The organism is Microbacterium sp. SL75 (genome assembly GCF_026625865.1).
Classification (GTDB): Bacteria; Actinomycetota; Actinomycetes; order Actinomycetales; family Microbacteriaceae; genus Microbacterium.
This window is the reverse complement of the sequence record NZ_CP113067.1, coordinates 1,266,087-1,278,148: the sequence shown is the minus strand read 5'-3', so window position 1 is coordinate 1,278,148 and position 12,062 is coordinate 1,266,087. Positions and strand designations below refer to the sequence as shown.

The window sequence follows — 12,062 nt, the reverse complement described above, 5'->3', positions numbered from 1 at the left end:
AGCCGCGGGGTATTCCGCAGCCCCCGGGGCTAGCGCTTGGGGAGGAACCGCCGACCGAGCGCGAGCGCCGGGGCGAGTTCGGGGGTGCGGAAGAGGGCCAGGATGCCGATGTACACGGCGAGGACGACCATGCCCAGCACCGCGGCACCGGCGATTCCCGCCGGGACGCTGCTCGTCATCCATCCCTCGGGTCCGCCCAGAAGGATCAGGGCTCCCCATCCGGCGGCCGCCGCGGGGATCGCGGCCAGGGCGAAACGCCCGAGCGCCGGGAGCCAGGAACCGGTGCCGATTCCCGAAAGCCGACGGCGCAGCAGGAACGTCGCCACGATCACCTGCACGATGCTCGCGAACGACTGAGTAAGGGCCACCCCGGCGGCGAGCTCCGACCGGTCGATGACCGCGCCTGCCGCGATGGCGCCGCCCGCGACGAGCGCACACTGCAGCAGCGTGAAGAAGAAGGGGGTGCGCGTGTCGTTGTAGGCGTAGAACGTGCGCTGTACGACGAACAGCACGGCGAGGGGCACGAGGCAGACCAGGAAGCACCAGAGCACGGGTGCGGCGGCGAGGGCCTGTTCGGGACTCTTCGTGAAGATCCGGCTCGCGGGAACGGCGGCCACGGCGAGGGCGGCGGTGGCCGCCACGATGAAGAACCCGAGCGTGCGGATACTGCGTGTGATGTCTGCCCGTACCTCGTCGTCTCGTCCCGCGGCGGCGTGTTCGCTGAGCTGCGTGAAGTAGGGCGTCCCGATCGAGAGCACGATGATCGAGTACGGCAGCATGAACAGCAGCCAGGCGTTCTGCGAGGCGAAGATGGCGGGGTCGTCGCCGGATGCACCCGAGAGCACATTGGACTGCACGATGCCCGCGAGCTGGCCGGCGACGACCATCAGGAATGTCCAGCCGGCGAGCCGGCTGATGTGCCGGAGCCCCACACCTTTCCAGCGGAAATCGGGTCGGAGCGTCAGGCCCGCTCGTCGCCAGAAGAACATCAGGACAGCCGTTTGAACGACGATTCCGCCCGTGGCGGTGGCCGCGAGGAGGGCGATCATCGACGGCGTCCAGGCGTCTACGTTCTCTTGAGGCCCACCGAACAGCAGGACGAACGCTCCGAATCCGGCGATCGAGACGATGTTGTTGACGATCGGCGCCCACGTGTACGGGCCGAAGACGCGGCGAGCGTTGAGGATCTCCCCCAGCAGTGCGTACAGGCCGTAGAAGAAGATCTGCGGCAGACACCAGTAGGCGAAAGCGGTCGAGAGGGCCAGCTGGTCGTCGGTGAACTTGCCCGCGTAGACATGCACCAGAAGAGGCGCCGCGATCATGGCGAGAGCGGTGGCGCCCAGCAGTCCGACGGTTCCGAGCGTGAACAGCTTCGAGATGAAGGCTTGTCCCCCGTCGGCGTGCGCGGCGGCCTTGACGATCTGCGGGACGACGACGGCCGTCAACAGGCCGGTCGAGATGATCGCGTAGATGTTGTTCGGCAGCTGGTTGGCGACCGCGAAAGCGTCACCCGCGCTGCTGATCGACCCGATGGCCGCGACGAGCACGACCGTGCGCAGCACGCCACTGACGCGGGACACGATGGTCCCGGCTCCGATGAGCACGCTGGCTCGGCCGATGCTGCTCACGGGCGTGTCTCCTGCTCGGTGTCCGACGCGATCGCGCGGGGTGTCTGCTCGTCGGTCTCGTTGTCGTCGGCGTCCTCCGCGGGGCTGCGGCCGTCGGCATCCGAATCTTTCAACCCGATCCCATCGACGGACTCGTCGTCGTTCGGGGCTTTCGGCGAGGCCTCCTCGGCACGCAGCCGGCGTCGACGGGCGATGGTGCGGATCACCCCGAGGCTCAGGAAGCCGACGATCAGCGCGATGACGACCACGATGCCGATGTTCTCCCACTCGGCGCGCACCTCGACGTCGACGGCCTGGGGCGAGCCGATCGGTACGCCCGTGGGGCTGTAGAGCTGGAGGTCGACGCTGACCTCTCCGTTGGCGATGCGGGCTTCGACGGGGACCTCGACGCGGGTGTTGGCGGAGGCCTGGGCGTCGATGGTCGTGTGATCCTGCACGCGCAGGCGCACGTCGTTGGTGCGCACCGCCATGACGACCGTGACCGGCCAGGGCAGATCGTTGCGGACCCACGGGCGCAGGGGGGCGCTGGAGCTCACCAGCCGGAAGTCGGACGACAGGATGCCGACGGAGTCGAGCGTCGTGCGCGTCGCGGCGCGGTGATCGGAGACGGCCTGACGGGCGGCATCCCCCGTCCAGGACACGTTCGTGACCTGGAGGAGCTCGGCGCGTTCGCGGCCGGTGAGGAGCTCGGGCTGATCGAGGATCGAGGCGAAGCGGTCGATGCTCTGCTCGTCGCCGAGCAGATCGCGGACCTCGTCGACCCGAGCCGTGTCGATGGTGGGGGCGCTGAGGGAGACCTCGGATGCCGGGAGGGCCACCACCGCGCGCAGAGTCGATGCGGTGAAGCCCGGGGCGGTCGCCGCGAGGCCGAGGGTCGCGCGGAGGCTGACGCGAGAGCGATCGGTGCCCCGGTCGAGGACGGCCAGGACCGGCTGATCGCCGGTGGCGGCGCGCGCGATGGAGAGGTACGCCTGGGCGGCCGCGAGCGAGGCGCCGCGGCGGGTGCTGTCGTTCTGCCCGGCCGCGTCGGCGAGGGCGCGCGAGACCTCGGCGTCGTAGACGGGCGTGGATACCCCTCCGACGCGGGCGGAGGCCTGACGACCGCCTCCCGAGACGCTCGTGGACGGGACGAGGACGTGGGCGGGGTCGTCGGCGCTGCCGAGGGTGCCGAGGGCGGCGACGGTGTCCGAACCCGCGGATCCGGTGGCGGGCCAGTAGACGTTGGGGGTGGCGACCCCGATGTCGAGCAGCGTCGACAGCGACGGGAACGTCGGCTGACCCGGTGTCGAGCTCGCAGCCGGTGCGGGGGTCGATACCGCCGAGACGGCCGGAGCCGGCTGCACGAAGTCGGCTGCGGCCATGTAGTTCTGCAGCGACGTGGGCGTCAGCGGGGCCGTCAGACCGGCGTGCAGCTGGGCCGCGACATCGGAGTCGCCGAACTGCAGGGCGAACCGGTCGTTGGGCAGGGCCAGCAGTCGCTGCAGCCACGACACCGCGGTGGGCGGGGCCGCCGAGCCCAGCACGCGGATCGCGGCGGGGATGGCGGGGTCGACGGCCAGGGTCGCGGCGGTGCCGTCGACCGCGTCGAGCTGCGCCGACAGAGCGCCGTCGACGGCCGTGAGCTCGGCCAGCTCGTTCGCCGTCAGCAGCCCTCGGGTGAGGGGCGCCGCGGTGATCGGCACGACGAGCGCGATCGGCGTCTGCGCGCCGGCCTCGGCGGGGACGACGACCACGCTGGGGGCGCTCAGCCCCGCACTGGTCGCCAGCACGGGGTAGACCCCCGCCCCGCGGTTGGCGAGAGCCGGATCGGTGCCCGGTGCCGTGAGCGTCGTGGTCGACTGGGCGCCGGAGGCGGTGGCATCCAGTGTTCCCACGGCGATCTGCTGAAGAGCGATACCCGAGGCATCACCGCTGAGCCAGCGGTCGATCGACGCGTCGTCGGCGAGGGGGGCGGACCCGAGGGAGAGGGTGACGGGCCCGGCGGTCGCGGGCGAGGTGCCGGCCGCGACGGTGACGACGACCGACAGGGCATCTCCAGGGCGCAGGATGCCGTTCGCCGAGGGCGCCGCGGTGAGCACCGACGGAGAGGTCGAGGCCGACGGCGACGGGCTGGGCGTGGCCGCGGAGGCGGAGGCGGCGGTGGCCGGGAGTGCGATGCCCGCGACGAGGGCCCCGGCGGCCAGGGTCGCCAGGAGCCGGCGCGTGAGGGAGCGCCGCGGCACGGGTGCGCCCGAAGGCTGGGAGGTCACGGTCATACGAGCGTCGGCGGAACGAGGGGGCCTCGCACCGCCTGCGAGTCTAGGCCCGCGTACCTACAAGCCCCCCGATAGCCTCGCGCAGACGATTGAATGGACCGGTGCTTCCCGAACCCGATCCCCAGCTGTGCCAGGCCCTCGCCGACGACCTTCGCGCGGCGGATTATACCAGTGCGGCCCTCCGCGACGCGTGGGGGGTGCAGGCCGACGACGCCGTCGCCCGCGGGCTCCGCCGCCCCGCCACTCGGGCGCTGGGCGAGCGCGGTGACGCCCTCGCGGTGCTGGGGCGCCTGTGGGGTCTCGGGCTGCCGGTACCCCGCGGAGACGCCGAAGCGGCCCTCCCCACCCTCCGTGTGGACGGGGCGGCGGCTCTCGGGCTGTTGGAGATCTCGGGGGATGCCGTGACCCCCGCCGCGCTCGTGCGGCCCCAGGCCTTCGCCGACGACGAGGGCGAGGTCGAGTGGTGGATCGCCAGCGACCTCGACGAGGCTGCTCTCGAGGGTCCTCTCCCCGAGGACCACGTGCTGGGCGTGGGCGGAGCGTCGCAGACCCTCGCGCGCCTCCAGCTCACCCGTCGAGCGCGCACGGCCCTCGACATCGGCACCGGCTGCGGCATCCAGGCCCTCCGCCTTCGCCGGCTCGTCGACCACGTCGTCGCGACCGACATCTCCGAGCGCGCCCTGCGCTTCACCCGGCTCAACGCCCTCGTGAACGGTGTGGACGGGATCGAGACCCGCCGGGGATCGCTGTTCGATCCCGTCGCCGGCGAGACCTTCGACCGGGTGGCATCCAATCCCCCGTTCGTCATCACACCGCGTGTCGCCGGGGTTCCCGCGTACGAGTACCGCGACGGCGGAATGGAGGGCGACTCGCTCGTCGCCGCGGTCATCTCGGGCATCGGTGAGCACCTCGCACCCGGCGCCGTGGCGCAATCGCTCGGCAACTGGGAGTACCGCTGGGGCGAGTCGGGGCTCGATCGCGTGCGCGGATGGGTCGGACCGTCGCTCGACGCGTGGGTCATCGAGCGCGAGGTGCTCGACCCCCTCGCCTACGCCGAGCTGTGGGTGCGCGACGGCGGTACGGTGCCCGGGACCCCCGCCTACGCGCGGCTCATCGACGCGTGGCTCGAGGACTTCGCGAGTCGCGGGGTGACGGGTGTCGGGTTCGGGTACGTGCTGTTGCGCAGACCTCTCGCCGGTGGACCCACGCTCGCGCGCTACGAGCGCGTCTCGGGTGGCGGGGAATCGGCCTTCGGGCCGCACCTGTCGGCATCCCTCGCCGCGCACGACCGCGCTGCGCTGCTCGACGACGAGGGTTTGGCGGCGAGCGTGCTGCGCGTCGCCCCCGACGTCACCGAGGCACGCCACCACCGTCCGGGCGAGGAGGACCCCTCTGTCATCGAACTGCGTCAGGGCGGTGGCTTCGCACGAACGCTCGAGGTCGACCCGGGGCTCGCGGCCCTCGTCGGCGCATGCGACGGCGACCTGGCGGTGGGCGCTCTCATCGATGCGATCGCCCAATTGATGGAGGTGGATGCCGAAGCCCTGCGCGCGGATCTGCTGCCGCGCGTGCGCGAGTTGCTGGTGACGGGGTTCGTGGGCTTCGCAGACGACTGATCCACCGCCCCTCACTCGGTGGCGTCCAGCGGCCCCGGATAGGCTCGAAGGCATGCTGAACATGGCTGAGGGTCTCGCGCGCCTCGAGGAGCTCGCCGCGCATCCCGTGGTCGCCGAACTCTCCCGCGTCTTCGCCGACGCCGGTCGCGACCTGGCGATCGTGGGGGGTCCCGTGCGCGATGCCCTGCTGGGCCGCGTCACCCACGACTTCGACTTCACGACCGACGCCCGCCCCGACGAGATCCTCGCGCTGGTGAAGCCCGTCTCGTCGGTGCAATGGGACGTGGGTCGGGCCTTCGGCACGATCGGTGCCCGGGTGAAGGGCGAGCAGGTCGAGATCACCACGTATCGCGCCGACAGCTACGACGGGGTCACCCGCAAGCCCACCGTCGCGTTCGGCGACACCCTCGAGGCCGACCTCAGTCGTCGTGATTTCACGGTCAACGCGATGGCGCTGCGGGTTCCCGCCCGCACGCTCGTCGACCCCACCGGCGGCGTCGAAGACCTGGTCGCGGGGCGCCTGCGCACCCCCATCGACCCGGCCGTGAGCTTCGGCGATGACCCGTTGCGCATGCTGCGCGGGGCTCGCTTCTCGTCGCAGCTCGACTTCTCCGTCGACCCCGACACCCTCGATGCCATCCGCGAGCTGCGCGGTTCGCTGCAGATCGTCAGTCCCGAGCGGGTACAGGCCGAACTCGTGCGACTCATGCAGACCGAAGACCCGGTCCGCGGCATCCGGGTGCTCGTCGAAACCGGTCTGATCGAGGAGTTCTTGCCCGAGGTGCCGGCGCTGCGCCTCGAGGTCGATGAGCACCACCACCACAAGGACGTCTACGAGCACTCGTTGACGGTGCTGCGCCAGGCCATCGCGCTCGAGAAGCAACGACACCCGGATGCCGCGCCCGACGTGCCCCTGCGCCTGGCAGCGCTGCTGCACGACATCGGCAAGCCCGCCACCCGACGACTCGAGGCGGGCGGCGGTGTGACCTTCCACCACCACGACATCAAGGGCGCGCGCATGGCGCGCAAGCGCCTGCAGGCCCTGCGCTTCGACGCCGCGACCACGACCGTCGTCTCGCGCCTCGTCGAGCTGCACCTGCGGTTCTTCGGCTACGCCGAGGGGGCGTGGACGGATGCCGCGGTCCGCCGCTATGTGCGCGACGCGGGCGATGAGCTCGAGCGTCTGCACATCCTCACGCGTGCCGACGTGACCACCCGCAACAAGCGGAAGGCCCAGCGCCTGGCATCCGCGTACGACGACATCGAGGCCCGCATCGCGGCGCTCCGCGAGCAGGAGGAGATCGACTCGATCCGCCCCGAGCTCGACGGCAACCGCATTCAAGAGGTTCTCGGGTTGAAGCCGGGTCGCGAGGTGGGCGAGGCGTATCGCTTCCTGCTCGACCTGCGACTCGACGAGGGCGTGCTCGGCGAGGACGAGGCCGAGAAGCGCCTGCGGGAGTGGTGGGCGGCGCGGGGCTGAAGCCGCGTTGGGGGTTTTCGCCGGTGGGCGGGACCGTCGCGCGGAGTTCGTCGGTGACACGCCGACGGTGACGGACCGCCGGCGGCGGGTCGGTCGCGCGGTCCGCGCGACGGTACGGGCCGCGGGGCACTCGTCCGTTCCTCTGGGATTGACGGCGTTTTCCGGGCGTCGGGGACGGTTTCCCTCGGCAGGCTGGAGCGATGGATGCCACGAGCTACGTGTTCCATGCGCGGGTGTCTCGCGGAGGGGACGTCGACGCTCCTCCCGCTGAGCGATCTGGCCAAGATCGCCCCCGAGGCTCACCGAGACGCCCTCGCGAAGTACGACGACACCGCGCAGCGGCAGCGGCTGCGCGACACCGTCATTCCCGGCCTCGACCGGACGTGGACAGAGGTCGTCTTCCTCTCCCCCGTCCACCCGCATGCGATCTGGCAGGCGTGGCTCGAGATCCGGGGTCGTCGTCGGCCGCCGGCGGAGTTCTGGGCCATTCCGGCCGCCGATCTCCCCGAGGGCAGCGTCGTGGTGGACCGCACGCTCACCGCCACGGGCGATCCGATCGACCCGCGTGAGGTCCTGCCGTTCGATCGCGCGTCCCATCGAGCGGCTCTGACGACGACCCGGCAGAATCGCGCCTGGCTCGAGGAATGCGCGCGTCGAGGGGTGAGCGGGGCGTGGTTTCATGGCATCCCGCATGTCCTGGCTCCGGGGTCCGTCCCGCTCGACCGCGCTCGTGTCGTGTCCTGGGAGGTCGCGCCGTAGCGGGGTGTCTTTCGTGCACCGGGGCGCTCGCTGACCGCCCCAGTGCACGGACTGCGCCCCGGTCGATTCGACCCTCCCGATCGCGGACCACCCGACCTACACTGGGACCCACCTCCGTCACCGCCGATGGGAGTCCCGTGCCCTCTCCATGGTCGCGACCGGCCGTTTCCCCCGAGACCTCGGGGCTGCTGATCGCGCGTGCTCACGACGAGCTCCTCGCCGGCAATGACGACCGGCGCCTCGATGACGTGCGGCCCCTCGTGCAGGATTCGTGGCGGAGGTCGCTGGCATCCCTCGTCGGGCCCGAAGGTCTTCCGCCGCTCGATCTGCCCAGCGGTGAGCTGGAGGCGTACCGCCGCGCTCACCCGCTCGCGGGGGTCATGGACATGGTTCGCTCGTTGCTCCTGCCCGGCACCGCGGAGGAATCAGGAGTGGTCGTGGCGGTGGGCGACGCCGCGGGCCGCCTGCTGTGGGTCGAGGGCGATCGTCATATCCGCGCCCTGACCGGCGATATGGGGTTCGTGGCAGGGGCGAACTGGGCGGAGGATGCCGTGGGCACCTCGGCCCCGGGCACGGCCCTGACTCTCGACAGGTCGGTGCAGATCCGTGGCGCGGAGCACTTCAACCGGCTCGTGCAGCCCTGGTCGTGTACCGCGGCTCCCGTGCACGACCCCGAGACGCACCGACTGCTCGGCGTGATCGACGTCACCGGAGGACCCGAGGCCGTGACGCCCCAGGCTCATCTGCTGGTGGATGCCACGGCTCGCGCGATCGAGAGCGAGCTGCTCGTGGCGCGGCTGCGCGCGCAGCAGGCTCCTCCCCCGCGTCGACCCACGCCGGCGCGAGCCCTGCTGCGCATCCTGGGTCGAGACCGTGCCCTGCTGGAGGTCGGCGGCGCGTCCGTCGAACTCAGCGCGCGGCACGCGGAGATCCTGCTACTGCTCGCCGTCCACCGCGAGGGTCTGTCCGCCGAGGCACTGAGTGAGGCGGTGTACGGCCACGCTGCCGTCGAGACGCTGCGGCCCGAAATGGTGAGGCTGCGGCGCGTGCTCGCCCCGATGGCGCCGCGCCTCGTCCCCACCTCGCGGCCCTACCGGCTTCCCGTGGGCCTCGAAACGGACGCGCAGCACGTGCTGTCGCTGCTCGATCGCGGGGCGCACCGGGTGGCGCTCGCGGCGTATGCGGGCTCGGTGCTCCCCGACTCCGAGGCTCCGGGGGTGGTCGAGGTGCGTGAGTCGGTGCGCTCGACGCTGCGTGAGGCGCTGATCGCCGAAGCGGGGGTGGATGTGCTTCTCGCCTACGCCGAGACCGCCGACGCGCGCGACGACGAGGAGGTGCTGCGCTTGTGTTTGAAGCTGGTGCCCGCCCGCTCACCCAAACGCGCGGGTCTCGTGGCTCGGCTGGCGAGCCTCGAAAGCGCGTGACACTCCGTGCTCCCCCGCGCCACCAGGGGATTTGCTGAGAGCCTCCCCGATGTCGGAGGCCCTCGTTACGCTGACCGTATGGACGAAAAAGCTCTCGACATCTTCTCGGCAGCTCGCGCCCGTCGCGACGTGGGGCGCATCCGCGAGGCACTCGCCGAGGTCAAGGCGGGCGACGTCGCCCGCGTCATCGTCCGCTCGCCCCGCTACGGGCTCTACGCGCTCGAGGGCACTGTGCGCATCGGCGTCGGCGGGCAGCCGCTCGTCGGCGACGTCATCCTCGCCACGAGCGCCGAGATCCAGCGCATCGACCTCGGCATCGAGGCCCCGCAGCCCGCGCTCGAGGCCGACGTGGTCGACCCCTCGACCCTTCCCCACGGCACCCCCGTGCGGGTGACCTTCGTCACCCCGACCCACCAGACCTTCGCGCTGACGGGTCCTATCACGGCCGGCAACGACCGCTTCCTCCTCGTCGGCAGCTGGATCGTCGCCGACGACCGCGCGATCGCGCCACGCGTGCAGAGCATCGAGCGCCTCGACGACGTCGACCTGCACGAGGTCAACGTGCCTCCGCTGCGTTCGGTGCTGGCCGACGCCGACGCCTAGTCTTCGACGCGCAGAACGGATGCCACGGCCTCGGGGTCGTGGCATCCGTCGTTTCGCGGGGTGCGGTGAGGTCGCGAGATCACGTGATCTCGCCGACATCACCCGTCTTGTCGTGTGTTTTTGTCCAGGTCACGTGATCTCGCGCCCTCCGCGGCCACGACGACCCCGTGCAACCCGATGCAACCTCTCCCGGCGTACCGTCGGCGCATCGCCGCCCGAAGCCGACGCGGCGACTCATGACCGTCGAAGGAGACACGCATGACCATCGTCGAAGAAGGCGTCTCGAGCGTCTACGCCGCTCCCGGAACCCGTGGGGCCGTCGCCGAGTACCGTTCGCGGTACGGGCACTACATCGGCGGCGAGTGGGTCGAACCGCACAGCGGCGAGTACTTCGAGAACATCACCCCCGTCACCGGCAAGCCGTTCTGCGAGGTCGCTCGCGGCGACGCGCACGACATCGACCGCGCGGTCGAGGCGGGGTGGAAGGCGTTCGCCTCGTGGAAGAAGACCACCCCGGCCGAGCGCAGCGTCATCCTGAACAAGATCGCCGATCGGATCGAAGAGAACCTCGAGAAGATCGCCGTCGCCGAGACGTGGGAGAACGGCAAGCCGGTACGTGAGACGCTCGCGGCCGACATCCCCCTGACCGTCGACCACTTCCGCTACTTCGCCGGTGTGCTGCGGGCGCAGGAGGGATCGCTCAGCCAGCTCGACGAGAACACCGTGGCTTACCACTTCAACGAGCCGCTGGGTGTGGTGGGTCAGATCATCCCGTGGAACTTCCCGATCCTCATGGCCGCGTGGAAGCTGGCCCCGGCCCTCGCCGCGGGCAACTGCGTCGTGATCAAGCCGGCCGAGCAGACCCCGGCATCTCTCCTGTTCCTCTTCGACATCATCGGCGACCTCCTGCCGGCGGGTGTCGTGAACATCGTGAACGGCTTCGGCATCGAGGCGGGAGCACCGCTCGCCCAGCACAAGCGGATCCGCAAGATCGCCTTCACCGGCGAGACCACGACCGGCCGCCTGATCATGCAGTACGCCTCGCAGAACCTCATCCCCGTCACGCTCGAGCTCGGAGGCAAGAGCCCCAATGTCTTCTTCGAAGACGTCGCTCTGCACAACGACGACGCCTATTACGACAAGGCGCTCGAGGGTTTCACGATGTTCGCGCTGAACCAGGGCGAGGTGTGCACGTGCCCCTCGCGCTCGCTGATCCAGCGGTCGATCTACGACCAGTTCCTCGGCGACGGCCTCGAGCGCGTCAAGATAGTGCGCCAGGGCAACCCGCTCGACCCCGAGACGATGATCGGCGCGCAGGCCTCGAACGACCAGCTCGAGAAGATCCTGTCGTACATCGACATCGGCAAGCAGGGCGGTGCGAAGCTGCTCACGGGCGGGGAGCGGGTCGACCTCGGCGGCGACCTGTCGGGCGGGTATTACGTCGCGCCGACCGTGTTCGAGGGCACGAACGACATGCGGATCTTTCAGGAGGAGATCTTCGGGCCGGTGCTGTCGGTCACGTCGTTCGACGACTTCGACGACGCGATCTCGATCGCCAACGACACGCTGTACGGCCTGGGCGCCGGTGTCTGGAGCCGCAGCGGCGACACCGCCTATCGCGCGGGCCGGGCCATCGAGGCCGGGCGCGTCTGGACGAACACGTACCACCAGTACCCCGCGCACGCGGCGTTCGGTGGGTACAAGCAGTCGGGCATCGGCCGCGAGAACCACCTCAAGATGCTCGACCACTACCAGCAGACGAAGAACCTGCTCGTGTCGTACGCCGACGGGGCGATGGGCTTCTTCTGAGCCGCCGTGTGCTCCCCATGTCCCACTTTCGGTTGTCTGCCGAGCGTTTGAGCAGCCGAAAGTGGGACATCGTCTGAAAGGAACGGGACATGGACCAGCTGTCTCGCGTCGATGTGACGGATGCCGCGGCCGCGCTGCTGCGCGAGCTGACGGCGAAGCACGGGCCGCTGATGTTCCATCAGTCCGGTGGGTGCTGCGATGGCAGCTCCCCCATGTGTTACCCCGTGGGCATGTTCCTCACCGGTCCTAGCGACGTGCACCTCGGCGACCTCGACGTCGGCATGGGCGACCTGATCGAGGTCTACATGTCGGAGTCTCAGTTCGAGTACTGGAAGTTCACGCACCTGACGATCGACGTCGTTCCGGGGCGCGGCGCCGGCTTCTCGGTCGAAGGACCGACGGGCATGCGATTCCTCATTCGGTCGCGGATGCTGACGGAGGAAGAGGCGGTGGCGTTCGGATGATGCGCAGGTGAGGCGAGGTCAACG

9 protein-coding genes are annotated in these 12,062 nt (G+C 70.5%); 7 read left to right on the top strand and 2 right to left on the bottom strand.

The window, feature by feature from the left end; translation table 11 throughout:
- Positions 1-29 precede the first annotated feature (29 nt).
- Positions 30-1,628 (bottom strand): murein biosynthesis integral membrane protein MurJ, encoded by a 1,599-nt coding sequence (gene murJ, locus OVA17_RS05850; protein WP_267788806.1) that lies wholly within the window; start codon positions 1,626-1,628, stop codon positions 30-32.
- Positions 1,625-3,877, bottom strand: coding sequence for a DUF6049 family protein (locus OVA17_RS05845; RefSeq protein WP_267788804.1), 2,253 nt, complete (start codon positions 3,875-3,877; stop codon positions 1,625-1,627). Before OVA17_RS05845 ends, murJ begins: the two co-directional genes overlap by 4 nt.
- Before the next feature lie 107 nt (positions 3,878-3,984).
- Between OVA17_RS05845 and OVA17_RS05840 the strand changes: the two genes are divergently transcribed.
- The 7 genes from OVA17_RS05840 (at position 3,985) to OVA17_RS05810 (ending at position 12,038) form a co-directional block, all read left to right on the top strand.
- Positions 3,985-5,499: a DUF7059 domain-containing protein gene (locus OVA17_RS05840; protein WP_267788802.1), complete on the top strand. Its 1,515-nt coding sequence runs from the start codon at positions 3,985-3,987 to the stop codon at positions 5,497-5,499.
- Positions 5,500-5,551: 52 nt separating this feature from the next.
- A complete protein-coding gene (locus OVA17_RS05835) occupies positions 5,552-6,979 on the top strand; it encodes a CCA tRNA nucleotidyltransferase (protein ID WP_267788800.1) in 1,428 nt (475 codons plus the stop codon).
- 225 nt (positions 6,980-7,204) lie between these two features.
- A complete protein-coding gene (locus OVA17_RS05830; protein WP_267788799.1) occupies positions 7,205-7,738 on the top strand; it encodes a hypothetical protein in 534 nt (177 codons plus the stop codon).
- A gap of 137 nt (positions 7,739-7,875) precedes the next feature.
- Positions 7,876-9,162 carry a helix-turn-helix domain-containing protein gene (locus OVA17_RS05825; RefSeq protein ID WP_267788798.1) on the top strand — a complete coding sequence of 429 codons (1,287 nt, stop codon included), beginning with the start codon at positions 7,876-7,878 and terminating at the stop codon, positions 9,160-9,162.
- A gap of 78 nt (positions 9,163-9,240) precedes the next feature.
- Complete coding sequence (locus OVA17_RS05820) at positions 9,241-9,765, top strand: hypothetical protein (RefSeq protein ID WP_141377083.1); 525 nt, start codon at positions 9,241-9,243, stop codon at positions 9,763-9,765.
- A 258-nt stretch (positions 9,766-10,023) separates the two neighbouring features.
- On the top strand, positions 10,024-11,574 hold the full coding sequence (locus OVA17_RS05815; RefSeq protein WP_267788797.1) for an aldehyde dehydrogenase family protein: 1,551 nt from the start codon (positions 10,024-10,026) through the stop codon (positions 11,572-11,574).
- An 89-nt stretch (positions 11,575-11,663) separates the two neighbouring features.
- Positions 11,664-12,038: a DUF779 domain-containing protein gene (locus OVA17_RS05810; protein ID WP_267788796.1), complete on the top strand. Its 375-nt coding sequence runs from the start codon at positions 11,664-11,666 to the stop codon at positions 12,036-12,038.
- Positions 12,039-12,062 lie beyond the last annotated feature (24 nt).

Coding starts and splice junctions, on each gene's coding strand:
- OVA17_RS05810 (WP_267788796.1), top strand. CDS start 11,664: ATGGACCAGCTGTCTCGCGTCGATGTGACGGATGCCGCGGCCGCGCTG.
- OVA17_RS05820 (WP_141377083.1), top strand. CDS start 9,241: ATGGACGAAAAAGCTCTCGACATCTTCTCGGCAGCTCGCGCCCGTCGC.
- OVA17_RS05830 (WP_267788799.1), top strand. CDS start 7,205: ATGCGCGGGTGTCTCGCGGAGGGGACGTCGACGCTCCTCCCGCTGAGC.
- OVA17_RS05835 (WP_267788800.1), top strand. CDS start 5,552: ATGCTGAACATGGCTGAGGGTCTCGCGCGCCTCGAGGAGCTCGCCGCG.
- OVA17_RS05815 (WP_267788797.1), top strand. CDS start 10,024: ATGACCATCGTCGAAGAAGGCGTCTCGAGCGTCTACGCCGCTCCCGGA.